The following is a 20,117-nucleotide window of genomic DNA, read 5'->3' as shown; positions in this document are numbered from 1 at the left end:
GGGCGCGCCCGCCGGTCTCCTCAACGTCGTCACCGGCTCTGGGCCGATCACCGGTGCCGCACTGGCCGGGCACCCGCTTCTTGCTCGACTCTCGTTCACGGGAAGTGTGCGCGCAGGCAAGGAGGTCGCCGCACTGGCCACTCGCGAACTCACCCGCACCGCCTTGGAGCTCGGCGGCAAGTCCCCGGCGCTCATCCTGGATGACGCCGACTTCGCCCAGGCCGTGCCCGCTGCCCTGACAAGTGGCATGGTGAACTCGGGGCAGGCCTGCAACGCGCCGACTCGGATGCTGGTGCCGGCTGACCGCATCGACGACGCCGTGGAGCTGGTTCGCGACGCTGCCGCCGGGCTCGTTCTCGACGATCCGACCAAGCCCTCCACCACCCATGGTCCCGTGGTCACCCACCGTCAGATGCAGGCTGTCCTGGCCCGCATCAACCGAGCCGTGGAGCAGGGTGGGCGGTTGGTGACCGGCAGTGGCCGGCGGTCGGAGCAGACCGCCACCGGATTCTTCGTCGACCCCACCGTCATTACCGGTCTCCCTGAACGCGCCGAGGCCGTTCGGGAGGAAATCTTCGGACCTGTCGTGGTCATCCAGACCTACACCGGCGAGCAGGATGCCGTCAGGATCGCGAATGACAGCGACTACGGGCTCTCGGCCGAGGTCTGGTCCGGCGACGACGAACGGGCCCTCCGCATTGCTGGGCAGTTGTCGGTGGGTCAGGTGAAGATCAACGGGGTACGCACTCGGAATCGACCCTTGGTGCCATTTGGTGGGATGCGCAACTCGGGGTACGGGCGCGAGCTCGGGTCCTTGGGCATCGAAGAGTTCACCGACGTGACGGCGGTGATGGCATGACCACGACGATTCCTCGCCCCCCTGTTGTGGTCACCGGGGCCGCCTCCGGCATCGGTGCAGCCTTGGTCCGGATCCTCCATGATCAAGGGGTCACGGTCATAGGGGTGGACCGCATCGAGGGCGACGGCACTCTCGGTTGTGACTTGGCCGACGAAGTTGCCATCGCCGAACTGGTGAATCGGCTCCCAGCGCAGATCGGGGGTCTTGCCAACGTGGCCGGGGTTCCAGGCACGGCGCCGCCTGCCACGATCCTTCGGGTCAACGTTCTCGGGCCACGCCTTCTGAGCGATGCACTTCAGCCCCGGTTGGTTGCCGACAGCGCCATCGTCAGCGTGGCATCGGTGGCGGCCCACAACAACGCCCAGCACGACGATTCACTTGAGTTGCTGCACCGTGCCCAGAGTGCGGACGACATCGACGCGTGGCTTGAGAGTCACCCGATCGATGGCACGGCCGCCTACGACACGTCCAAGAGAGTCGTCGTCGACGCGATGATGCGCAGGGCCGCTGCTCTCCTTGGTTCGGGTGTACGAGCCCTCAGCATCAGCCCCGGGCCGGTGGAAACGCCGATCCTCGGCGATTTCACGGCCACCATGGGCCAGCACCGGATGGACCGCGCGGTGGCCACGGTCGGGCGCCATGGACGCCCGGAGGAGATCGCGGCTGTTGTGGCCTTCTGTCTCTCACCGGCCGCCACCTGGCTGAACGGCATCGACATCCTGGTAGAAGGCGGTCTGATGGCAGCCCGTCGAGCAGCCGAGTTGCACATCGATGCGACCACTTCAGCACCCTCAACCCAGTCCCCCACCTCGGGAGGTTCTACGTCATGACCAGTTCGACGTCCACGCTCAGCCAGGCAGGCGACGTGCCCTTTGTCGTCCACCTCGATGGCTCGCAGCCCGGCGACCGTGAGGTCTTGGGAGGGAAGGCCTACAGCGTCAACCACATGCGCAGGATCGGACTACCAGTCCCGCCAGCCTTCACGTTGCCCACCGCTGTGTGCGGGCTCTACCACGCCAACGGCCGCGCACTACCCGATGCGGCGTGGGACGACGTCGTGGAGGCCATCCGTGCGCTCGAAAAGGATACGGGCCGCACGTTCGGTCGAGGTCCTTCCCCACTCCTTGTCTCCGTCCGATCCGGCGCCGCTCAAAGCATGCCCGGCATGATGGATACCGTCCTCAATCTGGGTCTCACACCGGACTTGGTCGACGCCCTCGCATCCGAATCCGGAGACCCGGCTTGGGCGCAGGACACATGGGATCGATTCCAGCGTTGCTACAGCGACATCGTCCTCAACGGCGAAGGCACCGTCCCGGTCGACGCCTGGGAGCAGCTCCGGTCGGCAGTCGGCGCAGTCTTCGACTCGTGGACCAACGAGCGGGTCCGTGCCTATCGCGAGCGGCATGTTCTCGGCACGGGTGGGGGCACTGCCGTCACCGTGCAGGCCATGGTCTTCGGGAACCGAGATGACCAGTCAGGCACCGGGGTGCTGTTCAGCCGAGACCCGAGCACTGGAGAACCGACGATCTTCGGGGAATGGCTCGCCAACGCCCAAGGTGAGGATGTCGTCTCGGGTGAGAAGACACCGACGCCGCTGACTGATCTGGTCGAGAGCAACCCCGTCCTGCACGCAGATCTGTGCCGCATTGCCGAGACGCTCGAGGCTGAGTATCGGGATCTCGTGGACGTCGAGTTCACGGTCGAGCAGGGACGCCTCTACGTGCTCCAGAGCCGCGCAGGGAAACGCTCACCCCACGCTTCCGTCCGAATCGCCGTAGACCTGTTCGAGGCTGGCACGATCACCGCGGAGGAGGCGTTGTCGAGGGTCAGCTCAGACCATGTGGATTCCCTTGCCAACGCCTCGCTGATCGAGAAGGAGGACGGCGAGGCCCTGGCGATCGGGCTCGGGGCAAGCCCCGGCGTAGCCACCGGTCACGTCGCCCACACCTTCGAGGAGGTGCTTGCGCTGGTTGGCCAGGGAGAAAGCGTGATTCTGGTTCGCACCTTCACGGCGCCCGACGATGTTCCAGCCATGTTCCAGTCTGCTGGTGTCCTGACGGAGGTCGGTGGCGCGACATCGCACGCCGCGCTGGTCTGTCGAGAGATTGGTTTGCCGTGCGTCGTGGGCGCGGGGCCCGGACTGGTCGGGTCCTTGGCCGGCAGTGTCATCACGATCGACGGCACGACGGGCAAGGTCTACTCGGAAGGCACGGTGAACACCTCCCCCGTGGCCCACGACCCACACGTTCTCCGAATGATCGCCCTCGCCGCTGACGACGCGGAACACCCCATCCACCGACTGGCAGTCGACCAGCTATGAAACTCCGCGACGACGGAACGGAGCCACCCATGACCACTCACGTGACAGGTCAAGATTCCCTTGACCCCGACGCCCATCTGCTTGGCCACCTACTGACGATCGACCGGGTTGTGCCCGAGACCGCCGAGGCGGTGACGATCTGGTTCGACGTGCCGGCTGCGCTGACCGATGAGTACGCGTTCCGGGCCGGTCAGTTTCTCACCGTCGCCGTGCCGAGTGACCGGACCGGTTGGGTGGCCAGGTGCTATTCCATCTCAAGCTCGCCTGCCGAGCACGGCATCGCGGTCACGGTGAAGCGCACCGCGAATGGCTACGCGTCCAACTGGCTGTGCGATCACGCCGCGGCCGGTAAGCAACTGCGGGTGCTGCCGCCCAGCGGACTCTTCTGTCCGCGATCCCCGGAGGCCGACTTGCTGCTCTGTGCAGCCGGGAGTGGCGTGACACCGGCGATGTCGGTCCTGCGCGCCGTCCTGGCCTCGGTGACGGGCCGGATCGCCCTCTTCTACGCCAACCGCGACAGAGCGTCCATCATCTTCGATGGGGAACTGCAGAGGCTGGCCGACGAGTATGGCGAACGACTCGTCGTTGAGCACTGGCTCGAAGCCGACCGGGGGCTGCCCACGGCCGAGGCGTTCGCCGCCTGGGCAGCCCCCTACCGAGAGCGCGAGATCTTTGTCTGTGGCCCGGCTCCGTTCATGGAGATGGTGCGCGAGGGGGCAGTCTCAGCAGGCTTCGACAGTTATCGGATCCAGACCGAGGAGTACCGTTCGCTGACCGGCGATCCCTTCCAGCCGATCGCGGAGATTGCCGAGGAGAATCTCTCTGACGCTGCCCTCGTCGAGGTGAACATCGATGGGGCCGTGCATGAACTGGCGTGGCCGGCCACCCATACCTTGGTCGACGTCATGGTTCTCAACGGCATTGACACACCGTACGCATGTCGCGAGGGCAAGTGCGGAGCCTGCACCTGTCACCTCGGCCAAGGCACCGTCAACCTCGGCCAAACCGACGCCTTGGAGGCCGAAGACATCGCCGACGGGTACATCTTGGCGTGTCAGGCCACGCCGTCGAGTCAGTCAGTCAAGATCGAGTTCTGACACACGGCGCGGGATGAGACGGAACCACGCCTCGCCAAGGGCCTGACCGAGTTCATCGATCCGCTCGCGGCGGGGCGTGGTCGGGGGAAGTCCCACATGGACGTAGGCCATCTGCTCCGTCAGGCAGCCGAGCGATTCGGCCAGCAGGTCGAGGTTGACGTCCTCGATCTTCCCTGCCTCGTGTAGTCGCACCAGCCAGCGTCTCGTACGTGCGACGAAATCGCCACGAAGCCGTAGCCACAGTGACTGGAAACCGTCGTTGGGGCTTGATGCAGCGGCCTCACGAAGGAGGCGCAGGATGTGTCGATGACGGGCATAGGTGTGCAGATAGGTGGAGTTGGTTTCGACCAGGCTGGCCAAGTCGGTGGAGTGTCCCGAGCGTCTCGTGGACGCGCTCGCCAGTTCCTCCAACCCTGGCCTGAGCACGGCGAGGAAAGCCTCGTCCAAGGACCCGAAGTGGCGGTAGAAGTTGCCCTGGGCTGTGTCTGCGCGGTGCACGACATCCGAGATCCGCGTTCGTGTGTAGCCGTACTCGGTGAAGCACTCGGTAGCGGCCTTGATCAGTCGTTCACGGGTCTGCTCCCCCCGCTTGTTCGGTCGTTTGGAGGGAACTTCGGCGGCCAAGCCTGCGTCGCTGTAGAACTCGGTGATGAGCGAACTGCTGACAGCCTCGTCGGTACCGCTCACGGTTTCGCCTCCCTCCGCAGGGTCATCACCTCACGGTTGCTCGAATGGAACTCGCTCATCTTAGCGCTAACTGCGAAGATGCGTTCACAACCGTTGCCATGAGACTACGTCGGCAGGTGGGTGTGGAGAGCCCCGTACTCCCGAACTACGGACCGCAGTTCCAAGGGAGTCGCGCCGTGCATGATCACGCCGTCACAGCCCAGGTGCAATTGGCTCCGGACGGCTTCGGCGCAAGCAGCCGGTGAGCCTGTAGCGGCACAGGCCAGCCACTCTGAGGGAAGCAGATCTCGGATTCTCTCCAACTGCTCCAGCGTCGCACTGGCGTCTGCCCATCCCGAGAGTTCGTTGATCACCGTCGATTCGCGGAAACGTCTCAACGGCACCGGGTCCCAGTGGTTGGTCTCCACGAGAAGCTGGCCGTAGACCTGGAGGTACGTTGCGAGTCGCCCGACGGTCTTCTTCATGATTGCTTCCGGCAGGAGTTCGTCAGGGACTGTGGCATAACAGGACCAGATCTTCACCGAGGCAGGGTCGCGCCCCGCTTCCTCGGCGCTGCGCCGGATCGTGTCGACTACGCGGAGAACGGTCTCGTCGCTGAAGAAGGTATGCAGAATGACGACGTCGAAGGCCCGCCCCGCGAGCGCCAAGGTTTGGGGCCCGAATGCCGTTGTCGCCAGTCGAATGTCTTCGTCGAAGTTCGGGTCCAAGGCGACTTTCGGGAACTGCCCTAGAAGTCCGTCGTACCCGGTCACGACCTCGCCGCGCCACAGCCGCCGCATCAAGAGCGCGAACTCCTCCATCTCAGCGGTGGTGGTCTGGGATAGGCCAAGTCCGGCTATCTGAGGCCGAAGCCCTCGGCCGATCCCGAAGATGAACCGCCCCCCGGTGAGCCGATGCATCGTGGTGGCGAAGGCAGCAGAGATGGCCGGGTGCCTGGTGTTGATGTTCGTCGCGGCGGTGGTGATGTCGATGCTGCTCGTCACTGCACCGGCTGCGCCCGAGAGAGCGCATGCCTCCTTGACGTTGAGCCTCTCGGAGATGAAGGCGTTGCCCAGCCCCAGCTCCTCAGCAAGCCGAAGCTCATCGAACATCTCGTGAGGCGATTCGACGTGTCCGCCCAAGGTGTAGAAACCGAGCTCGGGAAACCGAGGTCCGGCTTGTGGGGCGTCATCAATCATCACGCGATGCCGACCTGTTCCAGTGCGCGCTTGTCCTGAGCGTGCGTGACGGCATTGGTCACCATGGATTGGAAGAGCGCGTCGCCCCGGTCAGTTCGAACCACCAGCATCGCAGCAGCAACCCCGATGATGAAGTTGTGCAGCGTGCCGGCCGCATACCCCTGCTCGATCAAGGCCCGTTCGGTCGTCACCCCCAGGCGCCGTAGCTCATCTATGTACAGACTGAGGAGGCGCTCTTCGTGGGCGCGCCTGGTTTCGACCGGCAAAGATCCTCCCACGCAGTAGGCGGCGTCGACGGGACCTGGCGCAAGCAGCACCGTCTGCCAGTCGACGACAGCCAAGGAGCGCGCATCTCCACCGACCCCGAAAAGGATGTTGTCGGGGCGGAAGTCACCGTGCTGGATGGTCGCAGGTAGCGACCGCATCAGCTCGTAGTACTTGGAAATGCCACCCACGAACCGGTCCCCGAAAGCGGCGTGGTCGTCGGTCAACCTGCCCTCATAGCGGTCCCGGAACCCACCCCACCACTGCGGCATCATCTGCTCGAACCGTGGCCAGTAACTGCTGGATATGTCCAGCCAATCCGACCCGGAAAACTCATCGCTGTCCCAGAACGGAGCGTGGAAACCGGCTGCTTGAATCAGTGCTTCTTCAACATCCTCAATGCTCGTGCCGTCCAACTGGTTCCCTGCAGTCGCGGGCGAGAGATCTTCCAGAAGGAGCACGAATTCGGTGCCATTGGAGCAGATTTCGGAGTAGTAGCAATGCGGCACCCTTGCGGAGAGTCGTGGGGCGACCTGCTCGTAGAACCGCACCTCACGTTGATAGTTGAGTTCAGTTCGCCCGGCCGCGCGGCTCTGGTCATTGTCGGACGACACCTTTGCGACCAGTGAACTGAACGGGGCATCACCTTCAATGTCGAGTTCCACCCGTACCGAGTCGGCGACTTGACCGGTCCCAATCGGTCGAACTTTGGCACCTGTGATCCTTGTGTCCGACGGAAGGGTGCCGTTCTGGTGCAGGACCTTGTCGATCCATTCTGCGTTAACATCCGATGCGTGCATGGGCTCCTCGATTCATTTGAATACTTGGGTGGCAGGTGGCTGTGACAGCGTCATTGCGGCGCAGCCAGGCCTTTGGGAAGGCCAGAAGGCTGATGTGGTCCCATCGCGATGTGTTCGAAGATCCCGATGCCGTCGACGCCGTCGGATCTGCGAACGATGCAGAGTTGTTGGGCGTGCACGTTCTCCTTGGCCAACGGGTCAAGGTCATCGATACGCCAGGATTCCCGAGACACTGACTCCCCGTGATGGTCGCGGCCGTGACCGCGTTCGGGGTGGTAATAGCCCAGACCCTTCATCTGAAAGACCTGCAGGGGAGTCACGGCGATGTCGAACTCGAGCGGCCCTCGAGGCCCGACTTTCAATTGGGCGCTCGCCGGGCGACGGGTGCCGGGCTGATAGGTGATGGCCACGCGCAGGTCGTCGGTGCGCCGCAGAGGCACGTTCGGTACGACCTCGCTCGGACTCACCCGAGGCGTCTGCATTGCCATCCGGACATGGCCCACCCCATCCGGAGCCTCGTGCAGCGTGACCTGGAGAAAGTCGTCAGGAAAGTGCAGCACACTCCACACTGCGTATATCGGCCTCACCTCCGCCGATGCGACATCCTCGGCAGTGGCCTGGCGCCGTACACCCCAGGAACGGTCACGCACGCCATGCCATCCGTCGATGGACATTGTGCCGACGGGGGTGAGGACCGACCCGGTGCAGCTTCCGAACTGCACAAAACGCGTGCGGTCGGATGCGACAGCTGTACCGCGGTTGCGAATCAGCCGCTGCTCCTCCATCGGGCTACCCTCCGCCACGAAGGTGACGTCGGCAGCAAGTCCATCCGTCATCTCCGCGACGACCCTGATCCGACGCAGTGGTTCGAGCACCTCGACCCGCAACGGCCCTACCTTGGCCTGCGTGCGGTCCGTGGGCAAGCGTCCAGAGGCAAATACCGATTCCTGCACGCCGTCCCGCGAGACGCTGAGCGAGGCGTCGATGATCCCTGTGTTGGGATAGATGCTTAGACCAAACCCCAAGTGCCCCGACGCGTCTGGCGCGAAGGCAGTCAGGTAGTAGCGTTCATAGAATGCAGGGTCGCCGTTGGCCAAGTGCAGCACGGGAGCTGGGGTCTGGTGGACGAGAAGGTCATCGTACGTGCTCAACATGGCTGGTCCGCTTCCGTAAGGAGGAACTCACGCGCGTCAAGGTCGATGACCATTTGCGCAGCACGGTTCCACATGGCCACAAACATTTGACGCGCGCGCTTGTTCGTGCGCACCTCGCCAGCTGCCGGGACCGTGAGCAGGAGCGTGCTGAACGACATCTGTCGGTATCGATGCCACGCCACGTCATCATCCCAGCCGATAACGCCCGATTCACGGAGCTGCTCGGCGTGGCACTCCACATGCTCGCGTTCGGTCGCTCGTCGTTCTTCGACCGGGATTGAGGTCCCCATGAAGTAGGCGATATCCCACGCAGGAGGTCCCCACCCAAGAGTTTGCCAGTCCACGATTGAGACCGAATGGTCGGTGAACAGCATATTGTCCAGTCGATAATCGTGGTGGACCAAAGTAAGTGGGCCATCGTACGACCTGGACCAAAGGTCACACCGGTGGCCAAACTCCTCGATCACTTCCGCAGCACCAGGGACCAGGTCATCAGCCACTGATTCGGCCACCTTCGCCCAAGCGGCCAGGTAGCGCTTCTGACGATCTGCAATAGGCGCTCCTGCTCGACGCTGGAGCCAGTCTTGCGAACCGAAATCCTCGTCGTTCCACCAGCGCACCTGGAATTTGGCGAGTTGGTCCACGGCAAGTCCGGCTTGGCCCTGGACAGCGCCCTCGATCTGGTTCCCCTGCTGAGCGCCAAGGATCTCCTCGAGCACCAGTGCCGGCTCACCTTCTACGTCAAACGTGCCGTAGAAGCGGGGGCACTCAAGGCCGGGGAGTTCCGGTCGAAGTTCACGATAGAACCGCAACTCGCGCTCGTACACGGCCGCGTGTCGAGCAGTGACAGCCGTCTGCCCCTCTGCCACGGGAAGCTTCACCACAAACGACGACGGGAGCCCGGCTGGTGGACGATCGAGCGAGACCCGAAGGGTGTCTGCCATCTGTCCTGTGCCGATCGGCTCCATTCGGATCTCGTTGAGCGAGCCTCCCACCGCGAGGTGTCCGGAGACCCGAAAGATCTCTGTCAAGCCTTCTCGTACCTCCGCTACCCCAGTCACCGGGCAGACTCCCTTCGGTCATTTCCATCCCACGCCGACGGGGGACGGATCACAAGCGGTTGTCTGGAGACTAGCCGCTTCCCAAGGACTTTGCGACCCCAAGTTCACATTTTTTCGATCGTCGTGGCCGAGGCGAGGAGCGATCATCCTCCGTCGAGCTGCCCAAGCCAGGCCCCGAAAAGTTCGACGCACACGCCGCCAACATCGAGGCGCTCCTGGAGGCAGTTCAGACCCGGATCGACCATCTGGACAACGGTCGTTTCACGGCCGTCGCCGTGGAGGGTCACCCGTCGTTCATGGAACGGCTGAGTACCGGACGTCAGCCGCGCGCTGGCTCGAAGACCGCCACGCACTCCACGTGATGCGTCATCGGGAACGCGTCGAGCGCCCGCAGCCCGGTCAGCGACCATCCGAACTCACGCAGATACCCCGCGTCACGCGCCAACGCCGCCGGGTCGCACGCGACGTACACGATGCGCCGCGGCCGCAGCCCGACGACGTCGCGCAGCACGGCCCGCTTGGCTCCCGTGCGCGGCGGGTCGAGCACGACCAGATCGGCCCGCCGACGCGTGCGGGCCGCGGCATTGAGCCACCGGTCGACCCGATCACGCTTGGCCTGCGCCCACGGCGTGGCGGCAAGGTTGGCGACGGCGTGCTCGACCGCGGACCGGTCGGACTCGACCCCCTGGACCGCACCGCGCTCCCCCACGGCATGCGCCAACGGCACGGAGAACAGCCCGGCCCCGCTGTAGAGGTCTATGACCTTCTCGCCCGGTCGCGCCTCGGCGGCGGCCATGACCGCGTCCACGAACGTGTTCGGCGCTCCGGTATGAACCTGCCAGAACCCGCGAGCCGCCACGGCATACGCGTGCTCGCGCCCCGCGACGGCCACGGTCTCGGTGACGTCCGGCCCCGGATCGCCGCTGGGCACAGGCACGACGACGGTCTCACCGACGGCCGGGGCGATGACGTCGACGGCCTTCTCCCCCGCCCAGGTTCGACCCAGCACTCCGGTGTCGATGATCCGCGGATCGGCGATCACACAGTCATCGATCGGCACAATGGCGTGACTGCGGTGGCGGCGCAGGCCCGCGCGGCCGTCCTCGCCGACGGCGAACTCGACTCGCGAGCGCCAACGCAACCCGGCTAGCGTCTCGGGCACACTGCCCTCGACGGGCTCGACGACAAGGTCCCCCAGATCGCCGATACCGGCCAGCCGCTCGAACTGCTCCCGAACGACATCGGCCTTGAGGAGACGCTGGCGCGCCAGATCCACATGCTGGAAGTCGCAGCCGCCACACATCCCGGGCCCGGAGAAGGCGCACGGCGGGGAGACGCGATCCGCACTGGGCTCCAGCACCTCGACGGCATCGCCGCGGAGGAATCGTTCGCCCGGGCCACCGTCGGTGATCCGCACCCGCACCCGTTCACCGGGCAGCGTGTGCCGCACGAAGATGACGCGACCCTCGTGGCGGGCGACGAAGTGCCCACCGTGGGCCACGGCCCCGACGACCACCTCGACCTCATCGCCGACGGTCAGGCCGTCGATGGGTTCTGCACTCTGGGTGGTCATCATCTCGGCCCTCGCACACTGCCGGTCACGGGTGGGGCCTGGTCGAGCCAGACCTCCTGTCCCTTGGCGGATCGCAACTGCCACGGCACCGAACAGACCATGACTCCCGACTCGAAGTGCAGTCGACGCTTGAGCCGCGCCGCGTTCTGGTTGTGCAGCAGATTCTGGTACCAACGCCCCACGACGTACTCCGGCACGTAGACCGCCACCAATTCGCGCGGGTTCTGGCTGCGCAACGAGGTGACGTAGTCGACGACCGGGCCCGTCACGTCCCGGTACGGCGAGGCCAGGGTCTTGAGCGGAGTGTCGAAGCCTCGCCGATCCCACTCGGCGACGAGTTCGGCGGTCGCCTCCTGGTCGACGGAGACCGTGACCGCCTCGAGCGTCGTCGGCCGGGTCGCCCGGGCGTAGGCCAGGGCACGCACGGCAGGCTTGTTCAGCTTCGAGATGAGCACGACCGCGTGCACCCGCGAGGGCAACCGAGTCAGGGAGGTGTCGTCGTCGATGACAACCAGCTCACGTGACACCCGGTCGTAGTGCCGGCGCACCAGCCACATGACGACGTACAACCCGGCCATGGCCAACACCGCCAGGAAGACCCCGTGGGTGAACTTCGTGACCAGCACGATGATCAGCACGAGCACCGACACGGTCGCGCCCACGGCGTTGACCACGCGGCGCCGCCCGATGCCGGCCCGGGCGGTCGGGTCCTGGGAGGCGATCAGTTCACGGTTCCAGTGCCGCACCATGGCGATCTGGCTGAGCGCGAACGACACGAACACGCCGACGATGTACAGCTGGATCAGCCGCGTCACACTCGCGTCGAAGGCCAGCACAAAGACGGCAGCGGCGACGGCCAGGGCGAGGATGGCGTTGGAGAACGCCAGCCGGTCGCCGCGGGTGTACAGCTGGCGCGGCAGGAACCCGTCTCGGGCCAGGATCGAGGCCAACGCCGGGAAGCCGTTGAACGCCGAGTTGGCCGCCACCAGCAGGATCAGGCCGGTGACGATCGACACGAGGATGACACCGGCGTCGAAGCCGGAGAACACCGCACGGGAGATCTGGCCGAGCAGGGTCTCCTGGATGTGTGCCTCACCGACCGGCACGCCGTCGCGGAGCAGTTGGGTGGCCGGGTTCTCGGCCAGCTGCACCCCGGTCCAGCGGGCGAGGACGACCACCGAGAGGAGCATCGCGATGCCGAGCGCTCCCATGATCGACAGGGTCACGGCGGCGTTCCTGGCCTTGGGCGACCTGAAGGCCGGCACCCCCGTGGAGATCGTCTCGATGCCGGTCAACGCCGCGCTACCGGAGGAGAACGCCCGCAACATGAGGAAGCCCATCGCGAACATCCCCACCGTCTCGTACCCGTCGGCCGGGACGAGTTCGAGCGCGGCACTCTCGGCGGCCGGCAATCCGCCGGTGAAATGCCGCACCGCCCCGGTGACGACGAGTGCCGCGATGGCCGCGATGAACAGGTAGGTCGGCAGGGCCAGCGCACGCCGGGACTCGCGCAGCCCGCGGAGGTTGACGAGGGTGAGCAGGAGGATCGCCGCGGCGGCGACCATGACCTCGTGCCCGCGCAACCACCCGAACGCGGTCGACGCGTTCTGCACGCCGGCCGAGACCGAGACCGCCACCGTGAGCACGTAGTCGACGAGCAGCGCCGACCCGACCACCAGCCCGGCGCGGGGCCCGAGATTGGTGCCGACGACCTCGTAGTCGCCGCCGCCGGAAGGGTAGGCCACGACGTTGAGCCGGTAGGCCAGCACGAGGATCGCCATGACGACGGCCACGGCCAGCGCCACCCACAGGGACTGGGTCAGGGCGAGGGACCCGCCGGCGAGGCCGAGGACGAGGAAGATCTCGTCGGCGGCGTACGCCACGGAACTGAGCGCATCGCTGGCGAAGACGGGCAGCGCGATCCGCTTGGGGAGGGCTCGCTCACCGACATCGCTGCGCTCGGCGCGACCGATGAGAACCCGCTTGACGACTCGGCCGACGGACACGATTGACCACTGTAAACCCCCGACCGCGCGACGAACAATGAGCAACCCCTTCGGCGGTGTAGCGTCGGGTCGTGCACTTCGTGATCATGGGTTGTGGGCGCGTCGGATCGGCGTTGGCCCAGGGCTTGGAGCGACACGGCCATGACGTGGCCGTCATCGACCAGGATGCGACGGCGTTCCGCCGTCTGGGGACCGAATTCCAGGGGCGCCGGGTGACCGGCGTCGGTTTCGACCGCGACACCCTGCGCGCGGCCGGCATCGAGGAGGCGTACGCGTTCGCGGCCGTCTCCAGCGGCGACAACTCCAACATCCTCGCCGCCCGCGTGGCGCGCGAGACCTACGGCGTCGAGAACGTCGCCGCGCGCATCTACGACTCCCGCCGCGCCGAGATCTATCAACGCCTGGGCATCCCCACCGTCGCGACGGTGAAGTGGACCAGCGATCAGATGCTGCGCCAGCTCCTGCCGCAGGGCGCAGTGCCGGCCCTGACCGAACCCTCCGGCCGGGTCGTCGTGGCCGAGGTGCCGGTGAGCGCCGCGTGGGTGGGCACGCGACTGACGGCCCTCGAGGTGCAGACCGGGGCGCGGGTGGCCTTCCTGACCCGACTCGGCGAAGCGCAACTGCCCGGACCCGACACGGTCTACCAGGAGGGCGACACGTTGCACCTGGTCATCGAACGCCACCGGGTCGACGAGGTCGAGCGGCTCCTCGACTCCACCTCGCCCATCCGCTGACCGTCGGCCACGACAGGAGAATCGTTCACATGCGTGTCGTCATCGCCGGGGCCGGCAGTGTGGGCCGGTCCATCGCCCGCGAACTCATCTACAACGACCACGAGGTCCTGCTCATCGACAAGGACGCCACCGACGTGCGCATGGCCAAGGTGCCCGACGCGTCGTGGCTGGCCGCCGATGCGTGCGAGATCTCGACCCTGCAGGAGGTCGGCATGGACACGTGTGACGTGTGCGTGGCGGCGACCGGCGACGACAAGGCCAATCTGGTGGTCTCGCTGCTGGCCAAGACCGAGTTCGGGGTCCCCCGCGTGGTGGCGCGGGTCAACAACCCGAAGAACGAGTGGATGTTCGACGAAGGCTGGGGCGTGGACGTCGCGGTCTCGACGCCGCGGCTGATGACGGCTCTGGTCGAGGAGGCCGTCAGCGTCGGTGATCTCGTGCAGATCTTCCAGTTCCAGCAGGGTGCCGGGTCGATGGTCGAGCTGACGCTGCCGGCCACGAACCCGATGGTCGGGTCGCGGGTCGGGGACGTGCGCCTACCCGAGGACACCGTGTTGGTCGGCATCCTGCGCAACGGTCGCCCGTTCGCCCCGGTGGCCGACGACTCGCTCGAGGGCAGTGACCAGTTGTTCTTCCTCACCACCGACGAGGCCCAGGACGAGCTCGAGTCGCTGTTCCGCTCCGGCAAGCGTCGCCGCCCCCGCGACGAGGAGTAACCGCACCGAGGTCAGGCAGAGCGGAGCGCGGTCAGGCCGGGGTGGGTTCGTCCGGCGCATCGACGGGGGTGTGCCCCCGCATGAGGAGCAGCGCCATGACCCCGAGGGCGCCGATCCACAGCGGCCAGCCCAACGCCACCTTGAGCACCGACAGCACGGCGATGTTGCCGGCCAGGTACATCGGGAACATCGCGGCGAACCGGATGGCGTAAAGCAGCACGAGCACCCACGTCAGCCGGGCGCTCACGCGCACGACACCGCGATGACGCCGCCAGGCGAACGGGTCCTCCCGGTAGTTCGGATCGGCCAACCCGACCATGAAGCCCACCAGCGGCCACCGCACGAGGATGGAGATCAGCGAACCGACGAAGTACGCGCCGGAGGTGAGGATGCCCGGCAGGAACGCGTCCTCCGCGCGCCCCGAACGCAACGCGAAGAACGCCGCAATGGCCGTGACGAACACCGAGGCCAACACGTACTGCTGGGTGGAGCGCTGCATGGCACGGGCCGCAGCCAGCACACCGAGCACGATGGCCGCGGCGACGAGCGAGTTGCGGGCGTCCTTGGTCACGGTCCAACCGATGACGAACACGAGCATCGGCAGCGACCCCTCCAAGGAGCCACGCCAGCCACCCACGGCGGTGATGAGCCGACGGCGCACCACCTGCTCGACCGTGGTCAGGTCGTCCTCGTCGACGTCAGCGGACACGGGCAGGCATGATCTCGTACGCCGGATTGTGGATCGTCGGGCGACCCTCCAACCGGGTCAGCAGCCCGCTGGCGCGCACGTGCACGCCCGGCTCGATCCCCCGGATCGCGCGGCGCCCCAGCCAGACCAGGCGCACCGTGTCGGTGCCGTCGTACAGCTCGGCCACGAGCAGCGGCACGTGCTTCCGCGGGCGTAGGGTCACCGAGTTGAGCACCCCGGCGACGCTGACATGGGTCCGGTCGGCGCACTCGTTGAGGTGCTGACAGCCGACCCGCGCCGAGTCCTCAGCCAACGCGCTGGCGTCGACCTCGCTCGTCGAGCGCGTCAGATCGCGACCCCATCGACCGAAGACCGTGCGAGCCATCACCGCACCTCAGTGATCTCAGGTCCCCGCTCGAAGGGGGCGAGGTCGTCGCGGGTGGGTTCGGTCTCGTCCACGGGGGTCGAGTTCTCCGGCACGGTCAGCGGCAGCAGTTCGCGCGGCGCCATCGGCCCGTCGCCGCGCACGACGACGGCGGTGCGCACGACCTCGAGCAGCGGGGCCGCCGCAGCGTCATCGATCGCGGCCGTGCCACTGAGCACGGCCCGCAGGAACCACCGGGGCCCGTCGACACCGACGAACCGGGCCGGCGCATACACAGTGCGCCCGTCCGGGCCGGCCTGCGGCATCCGGGTGCGCAGCTCCGGCCCGAAGTCGCCGTCGAGCACATCGACGGTGCCGCCGCCACTGGTGATGGCCTCGGTGATCTCCGCCCGAATGTCGTCCCAGATCCCTCGGGACTTCGGCGCGGCAAAGGCCTGCAACTGCATCGTGGAGTCGGCGATCACGGCGTGGGCCGACGAGACCTCGCCGGTGTTCTGGTCCAGTTCGAGCCGCAACTCCAGGCCCGGCACGCCCTGCAGGCGCAACGCACCGAGGTCGACACGCTCGTCGAGGTCGGGCTGCTCGGCGATGTCCCACGGCCCCTGCGAGCGGGTCGTGGCCTCCGACTCCGGGGTGTTCGTCTCGACGGAATTGTCGTTCTTGCGGCGCCGGCCGAACATGGTCACGTCCTGTCGTGGGCGGTGAGTGTGGAATCCCTCGGATACTAACCCCGAGACCTGAACGTACGGGGCCTGAGCCCACTCGCTGAGAGATGGTTTCGGGCCGCCTCCACCGGCGTGTCGGCGGCCCGAAACCATCACTCGGCGAGGAGTGGGGGCGGCTCAGCGGCCGCTGGAGCCGTGCCCGCCGGCGCCGCGCTCGCTGTCCTCCAACTCGTCAACGACCTCGAACGCACAGGTCTCGACGCGTTGGACAACGAGCTGCGCGATCCGGTCTCCGGCCGTGACGGTGAACGACTCGGTCGGATCGAGATTGACGACGTTCACGAGAATCTCGCCACGGTAACCGGCATCGACCGTGCCGGGCGCGTTGACGATGCTCACGCCGTGCCGCGCGGCCAGACCGGAGCGCGGATGGACCAGGCCGACGTAGCCGTGCGGCAGGGCGAGCGCGATCCCGGTCGGCACGAGCGCGCGCTCACCGGGGGCCAGGGTCACCGTGGTGACCGCGCTCAGATCCGCACCGGCATCACCGTCGCGGGCATACGACGGTACGACCGCGTCGGGATGAACCCGGCGCAGCCGTACCGCCAGCGGCGCCGTCATCTCAGGCAGCACACTCGGTGCAGATCAGGACTCCACCGGCGTCGGAGGCCAACTGCGACACGTGGTGAACGAGGAAGCACTCCGAGCAGGTGAACTCGTCGGCCTGACGCGGGAGCACTCGAACGGAGAGTTCCTCGTTGGACAGGTCGGCACCGGGCAGCTCGAAGCCCTCCGCGTGCTCGGTCTCGTCGACGTCCACACTGGAGGAGTTCTTGTCGACGCGACGGGACTTGAGTTCCTCGATCGAGTCCTCGGGTTCGTCGTCGGTCTTGCGGGGGGCGTCGTAATCGGTTGCCATCTCGCCCTTTCAATTCGTATCCAACCGCTGGGTTCGGGTCAGATGAGTCACGATGCAACGCAGCGGGCAACGCGGCTTATGCCCGTACCGGCGGCACATTGTGCCTCATCGCACGCGTCAACGCCATCCCCGGGGTCGGAGTTCCCGCCGACGACGACCAATCGCGCCCGGAATCGGCGGCCGCCTCACGGCGTCTCGGGCGTCACCACCGCGATCGCGGAGCGCAGTTCACCGCTCAGCGCAGCGTGCAGCCCGGGCCGCGCGGCGACGATCATCGCCCCCGACGGCGCTCCGCCGTGCTCGTCGGTGACCAGCGCACCTGCCTCGGTCGCAACCAGCCAACCCGCGGCGAAGTCCCACGGATTGAGTCCGCGCTCGTAGTACCCGTCGAGGGCCCCGTCGGCGACATGGCACAGGTCGAGCGCGGCGCTGCCCATGCGGCGGATGTCCCGCACGGCCGGCAGCACCTGCGCCAACACGTCGGCCTGCCAGCGACGGCGCGGCGCCACGTACCCGAAACCGGTGCCGATCAGCGCGGTCGCGAGGTCGCTCGCCCCCGAGGCCGCCAACCGGGTCGCCTCCCCTGCCCCGACGGCGCGGTACGCCCCTTGGCCCCGGGCGGCGTGGAACCGCTCCCCCGTCACGGGATTGACGACGGCTCCGGCCACCGGCCGCCACTGCCCCACCTCGCGCGGGTCGCCCGTCACGGCCGCGACGGAGACGCAGTACGCCGGGATGCCGTAGAGGTAGTTGACGGTGCCGTCGATCGGGTCCACGACCCACGTGATCGCGCTGGTGCCGTCGCTCGAGCCCTCCTCCTCGCCGAGGAACGCGTCGTCAGGGCGCCGTTCACCCAGTCGGCGGCGCAGGAGGTCCTGGGCGCGCTGGTCCATCTCGGTGACGATGTCGACCGCGGAGGTCTTCGTCGTCATGACGCCCAGGCCGGGCGGGCGCTCGTCGACGATGAGCGCGGCCGCCTCGGTGGCCACCTCACGGGCCACCCGGGCCAGGGAGATGACGTCGATGTCCTCGGGGTGTGTCATCGCAGAACCTCTCAGTCGAGTCCGCACAGGGCCGGGGCGGCCCGGCGGAGGTTGGGGCAGCACCCGGGCGCGCACACGCTGGGCATCGGAGTTGCGTTCGCCGGCCACACCGGCCGCGTCACCGGTTCGCCCCGAGACTCCGCCGCCCGCTCGAGCATGAGGTCGACGAGCCCGCGCACGAAGTCGGGATCGGTACCGACCGTGGGCACGCGCGTCATGGCCAGACCCAGCCGCTCGCACGCGGCCGCCGCCTCGACGTCCAGGTCGTAGATGACCTCCATGTGGTCCGAGACGAAGCCGATCGGAGCGACGATCACGGCCTTCACACCTTCGGCCGGCAGTTCCTCCAACCGGTCGACGATGTCGGGTTCGAGCCACGGCTGGTGGGGTGGGCCGGAGCGTGAGCAGAAGACGAGTTCGCCCTCGACCGGAGCGTCGAACTGCGCCACGCACGCGGCGGCGAGGGTGGCGTGCTGGCGCGAGTACGTGTTCCCGTCGCCGTCGCCCGGACCGGAGGTCTCGTCCATCGCCTCGGGGATGGAGTGGGTGACGAACAGCACGCGGATCTCCTCCGGGCGGTACTGCGCGGCCGCGGCCCGCACCGCCTCGGTTACGAGCGTGGCGTTGGTGACCGCGAACCCGGGGTGCACGCCGTAGGTCCGCACCTTGTCGATGACCAGGTCACCCCCGTCGGCCACGGTGCCCTGCTCGATCAGGGTCGTCACCGCGTCGGCGAGGTTCTCGCGGTACTGCCGACACGAGGAGTAACTCGACCAGGCGCTCGTCGTCAACGTCAGGATTCGCCGGTGGCCGGCCTCGTACGCCTCACGCAGCGTGTCGGCCAGGAACGGCTCGCTGTTGCGATTGCCCCACAGGATCGGGGTGTCGAGACCTCGGCCGTCGAGCTCGGTGCGCAGGGCCGCGATGAGCGCCCGGCACTGGTCGTTGATGGGGCTGCGCCCGCCGAAGAGGTCGTAATGCGCCCCGACCTCGACGAGCCGTTCGTCGGGGATGCCACGGCCCGCGGTGACGCGCCGCAGGAACGGCAACACCTCGTCCGGGCCCTCCGGTCCCCCGAAGGAGATCAGCAGCAGGGCGTCGTAGGGCGCCAGGTCGGGGTCGGTCATGTGGCGTCTCCGGTGGTCGGGTCGGGATGGTCGTCGGAGTCGTGAGCGGCGGGTGGGTCATCACCGCGCGGCGCCGTGGCTCCGTGGTCGACGAGTCGGGCGATCGGCGCGTGGACGTCGAGCCGGATGACGATGATCCGCACGAGGAAGATGCCGGCGACGATGGCCCACACCGCCATGGGCGTCAGGAGGTGGACCTGGTGGAGCAGCACCAGCACGGTGCCACCGGCCAACGACGGCAGCGCGTAGTACTGACCGGAGAGCACCTGGGGCACCTGCCCGGCGAGCAGGTCGCGCAGCATGCCTCCGCCGACCGCGGTGATCGTGCCGAGGATGATCGCGGTGATCGGCGGCGCTCCGAGATTGAGGGCCTTCATGGCACCGGTGGCCGTGAACGCGGCCAGGCCGACGGCGTCGAGGCGGTCGACGAGCCACCAGACCCGCTCCAAGGGCGCGTGGAAGAGGAACGTCACGAGCGCCGCCGCGACGACGCTGCCGAGGTACCAGGGATCGGTGACCCCCTGCGGCGGGGTCGCACCGAGCAGCACGTCGCGCAGGATGCCTCCGCCCAACCCGGCCGAGCCGGCCAACACGAGTACCCCGAAGATGTCGAGTCGCGCCCGCACGGCCACGACGGCACCCGAGAGCGCAAACGCGAAGATCCCCACCACGTCGAGGGTGAGTTGCAGCAGGGTCTGGTCGGTGAGCTGCAGCGAGGTCTGGTCAGTGAGCATGAGCACAGGCCACGTTACCGCCGCGCACGGGCAGGTCACGGCGTGGATGTCCCCGCCGGAGGGCCTCGCAGGTGAGAGAGTCAGGAGAACTGTCCACGATCGGG

General features: G+C 67.2%; 21 protein-coding genes. 6 read left to right on the top strand and 15 right to left on the bottom strand.

Annotation, left to right across the window (positions count from 1 at the left end; translation table 11 throughout):
* The 4 genes from KD1_RS00210 to KD1_RS00195 all read left to right on the top strand — a co-directional run.
* Positions 1-859: aldehyde dehydrogenase family protein (locus KD1_RS00210; RefSeq protein ID WP_157073081.1), on the top strand; the 859-nt coding region annotated here is incomplete at its 5' end.
* Positions 856-1,689 carry an SDR family oxidoreductase gene (locus tag KD1_RS00205; RefSeq protein ID WP_083541838.1) on the top strand — a complete coding sequence of 278 codons (834 nt, stop codon included), beginning with the start codon at positions 856-858 and terminating at the stop codon, positions 1,687-1,689. The genes KD1_RS00210 and KD1_RS00205, both read left to right, overlap by 4 nt.
* Positions 1,686-3,182, top strand: a complete 1,497-nt coding sequence (locus KD1_RS00200) for a pyruvate, phosphate dikinase (protein ID WP_068395780.1) — start codon at positions 1,686-1,688, stop codon at positions 3,180-3,182. Before KD1_RS00205 ends, KD1_RS00200 begins: the two co-directional genes overlap by 4 nt.
* Positions 3,183-3,211: 29 nt before the next feature.
* Positions 3,212-4,279: a ferredoxin--NADP reductase gene (locus tag KD1_RS00195; protein WP_068395777.1), complete on the top strand. Its 1,068-nt coding sequence runs from the start codon at positions 3,212-3,214 to the stop codon at positions 4,277-4,279.
* Here the strand turns inward: KD1_RS00195 and KD1_RS00190 are convergent.
* The 7 genes from KD1_RS00190 to KD1_RS00160 all read right to left on the bottom strand — a co-directional run bounded on the left by KD1_RS00190 (position 4,259) and on the right by KD1_RS00160 (position 13,005).
* Positions 4,259-4,966 (bottom strand): TetR/AcrR family transcriptional regulator, encoded by a 708-nt coding sequence (locus tag KD1_RS00190; RefSeq protein WP_068395774.1) that lies wholly within the window; start codon positions 4,964-4,966, stop codon positions 4,259-4,261. The two genes, KD1_RS00195 and KD1_RS00190, sit on opposite strands and share 21 nt — an antisense overlap.
* A gap of 104 nt (positions 4,967-5,070) precedes the next feature.
* Positions 5,071-6,144 carry a TIGR03857 family LLM class F420-dependent oxidoreductase gene (locus KD1_RS00185; protein ID WP_068395771.1) on the bottom strand — a complete coding sequence of 358 codons (1,074 nt, stop codon included), beginning with the start codon at positions 6,142-6,144 and terminating at the stop codon, positions 5,071-5,073.
* Positions 6,144-7,208, bottom strand: a complete 1,065-nt coding sequence (locus KD1_RS00180; RefSeq protein WP_068395769.1) for a phosphotransferase — start codon at positions 7,206-7,208, stop codon at positions 6,144-6,146. The genes KD1_RS00185 and KD1_RS00180 overlap by 1 nt, the downstream gene beginning before the upstream one ends.
* A gap of 50 nt (positions 7,209-7,258) precedes the next feature.
* Positions 7,259-8,362: an Rv3169 family protein gene (locus tag KD1_RS00175; protein WP_068395766.1), complete on the bottom strand. Its 1,104-nt coding sequence runs from the start codon at positions 8,360-8,362 to the stop codon at positions 7,259-7,261.
* The gene (locus KD1_RS00170; RefSeq protein ID WP_068395762.1) at positions 8,356-9,330 is read right to left on the bottom strand and encodes a phosphotransferase family protein; all 975 of its coding nucleotides are present in this window, start codon (positions 9,328-9,330) and stop codon (positions 8,356-8,358) included. Before KD1_RS00170 ends, KD1_RS00175 begins: the two co-directional genes overlap by 7 nt.
* 412 nt (positions 9,331-9,742) lie before the next feature.
* A complete protein-coding gene (locus tag KD1_RS00165; protein ID WP_068395759.1) occupies positions 9,743-10,996 on the bottom strand; it encodes a class I SAM-dependent RNA methyltransferase in 1,254 nt (417 codons plus the stop codon).
* Complete coding sequence (locus tag KD1_RS00160) at positions 10,996-13,005, bottom strand: APC family permease (RefSeq protein ID WP_068395794.1); 2,010 nt, start codon at positions 13,003-13,005, stop codon at positions 10,996-10,998. Before KD1_RS00160 ends, KD1_RS00165 begins: the two co-directional genes overlap by 1 nt.
* Before the next feature lie 68 nt (positions 13,006-13,073).
* Here KD1_RS00160 and KD1_RS00155 point away from each other — a divergent pair, with 68 nt between their 5' ends.
* Together KD1_RS00155 and KD1_RS00150 are read left to right on the top strand one after the other, a co-directional pair.
* A complete protein-coding gene (locus KD1_RS00155; RefSeq protein WP_068395755.1) occupies positions 13,074-13,736 on the top strand; it encodes a potassium channel family protein in 663 nt (220 codons plus the stop codon).
* 29 nt (positions 13,737-13,765) lie between these two features.
* Positions 13,766-14,452 carry a potassium channel family protein gene (locus KD1_RS00150; protein ID WP_068395753.1) on the top strand — a complete coding sequence of 229 codons (687 nt, stop codon included), beginning with the start codon at positions 13,766-13,768 and terminating at the stop codon, positions 14,450-14,452.
* A gap of 31 nt (positions 14,453-14,483) precedes the next feature.
* Here KD1_RS00150 and KD1_RS00145 read toward each other — a convergent pair whose 3' ends face one another.
* From KD1_RS00145 to KD1_RS00110, 8 genes are all read right to left on the bottom strand, one after another.
* Positions 14,484-15,161: a DUF3159 domain-containing protein gene (locus KD1_RS00145; RefSeq protein ID WP_245627208.1), complete on the bottom strand. Its 678-nt coding sequence runs from the start codon at positions 15,159-15,161 to the stop codon at positions 14,484-14,486.
* Complete coding sequence (locus KD1_RS00140) at positions 15,151-15,525, bottom strand: OB-fold nucleic acid binding domain-containing protein (protein ID WP_068395747.1); 375 nt, start codon at positions 15,523-15,525, stop codon at positions 15,151-15,153. Before KD1_RS00140 ends, KD1_RS00145 begins: the two co-directional genes overlap by 11 nt.
* Positions 15,525-16,205, bottom strand: a complete 681-nt coding sequence (locus KD1_RS00135) for a DUF3710 domain-containing protein (protein ID WP_245627211.1) — start codon at positions 16,203-16,205, stop codon at positions 15,525-15,527. Before KD1_RS00135 ends, KD1_RS00140 begins: the two co-directional genes overlap by 1 nt.
* 162 nt (positions 16,206-16,367) lie before the next feature.
* Entirely contained in the window at positions 16,368-16,811 is a 444-nt protein-coding gene (gene dut, locus KD1_RS00130; protein ID WP_068395741.1) for a dUTP diphosphatase, read from the bottom strand.
* 1 nt (position 16,812) lies between these two features.
* Complete coding sequence (locus KD1_RS00125) at positions 16,813-17,109, bottom strand: DUF4193 domain-containing protein (protein ID WP_068395738.1); 297 nt, start codon at positions 17,107-17,109, stop codon at positions 16,813-16,815.
* A gap of 185 nt (positions 17,110-17,294) precedes the next feature.
* Positions 17,295-18,152, bottom strand: coding sequence for an inositol monophosphatase family protein (locus tag KD1_RS00120; protein ID WP_068395735.1), 858 nt, complete (start codon positions 18,150-18,152; stop codon positions 17,295-17,297).
* Positions 18,153-18,163: 11 nt separating this feature from the next.
* Positions 18,164-19,279, bottom strand: coding sequence for a ferrochelatase (locus tag KD1_RS00115; RefSeq protein WP_068395732.1), 1,116 nt, complete (start codon positions 19,277-19,279; stop codon positions 18,164-18,166).
* Positions 19,276-20,013: a trimeric intracellular cation channel family protein gene (locus tag KD1_RS00110; protein WP_083541842.1), complete on the bottom strand. Its 738-nt coding sequence runs from the start codon at positions 20,011-20,013 to the stop codon at positions 19,276-19,278. Before KD1_RS00110 ends, KD1_RS00115 begins: the two co-directional genes overlap by 4 nt.
* Positions 20,014-20,117 lie beyond the last annotated feature (104 nt).

Source organism: Kribbia dieselivorans NBRC 106261 (assembly GCF_001552435.1).
Lineage (GTDB): Bacteria > Actinomycetota > Actinomycetes > Actinomycetales > Dermatophilaceae > Kribbia > Kribbia dieselivorans.
The sequence above is the reverse complement of the archived record's forward strand: the minus strand, read 5'-3'. Positions and strand labels throughout refer to the sequence as shown.

Bases quoted from the DNA above. Each gene is read 5' to 3' on its own strand.
- KD1_RS00115 (WP_068395732.1), bottom strand. From the start codon at position 19,279: ATGACCGACCCCGACCTGGCGCCCTACGACGCCCTGCTGCTGATCTCC.
- KD1_RS00175 (WP_068395766.1), bottom strand. From the start codon at position 8,362: ATGTTGAGCACGTACGATGACCTTCTCGTCCACCAGACCCCAGCTCCC.
- KD1_RS00165 (WP_068395759.1), bottom strand. From the start codon at position 10,996: ATGACCACCCAGAGTGCAGAACCCATCGACGGCCTGACCGTCGGCGAT.
- dut (WP_068395741.1), bottom strand. From the start codon at position 16,811: ATGACGGCGCCGCTGGCGGTACGGCTGCGCCGGGTTCATCCCGACGCG.
- KD1_RS00120 (WP_068395735.1), bottom strand. From the start codon at position 18,152: ATGACACACCCCGAGGACATCGACGTCATCTCCCTGGCCCGGGTGGCC.
- KD1_RS00180 (WP_068395769.1), bottom strand. From the start codon at position 7,208: ATGCACGCATCGGATGTTAACGCAGAATGGATCGACAAGGTCCTGCAC.
- KD1_RS00135 (WP_245627211.1), bottom strand. From the start codon at position 16,205: ATGTTCGGCCGGCGCCGCAAGAACGACAATTCCGTCGAGACGAACACC.
- KD1_RS00185 (WP_068395771.1), bottom strand. From the start codon at position 6,144: ATGATTGATGACGCCCCACAAGCCGGACCTCGGTTTCCCGAGCTCGGT.
- KD1_RS00205 (WP_083541838.1), top strand. From the start codon at position 856: ATGACCACGACGATTCCTCGCCCCCCTGTTGTGGTCACCGGGGCCGCC.
- KD1_RS00125 (WP_068395738.1), bottom strand. From the start codon at position 17,109: ATGGCAACCGATTACGACGCCCCCCGCAAGACCGACGACGAACCCGAG.
- KD1_RS00140 (WP_068395747.1), bottom strand. From the start codon at position 15,525: ATGGCTCGCACGGTCTTCGGTCGATGGGGTCGCGATCTGACGCGCTCG.
- KD1_RS00150 (WP_068395753.1), top strand. From the start codon at position 13,766: ATGCGTGTCGTCATCGCCGGGGCCGGCAGTGTGGGCCGGTCCATCGCC.
- KD1_RS00200 (WP_068395780.1), top strand. From the start codon at position 1,686: ATGACCAGTTCGACGTCCACGCTCAGCCAGGCAGGCGACGTGCCCTTT.
- KD1_RS00110 (WP_083541842.1), bottom strand. From the start codon at position 20,013: ATGCTCACTGACCAGACCTCGCTGCAGCTCACCGACCAGACCCTGCTG.
- KD1_RS00195 (WP_068395777.1), top strand. From the start codon at position 3,212: ATGACCACTCACGTGACAGGTCAAGATTCCCTTGACCCCGACGCCCAT.
- KD1_RS00170 (WP_068395762.1), bottom strand. From the start codon at position 9,330: ATGGAGCCGATCGGCACAGGACAGATGGCAGACACCCTTCGGGTCTCG.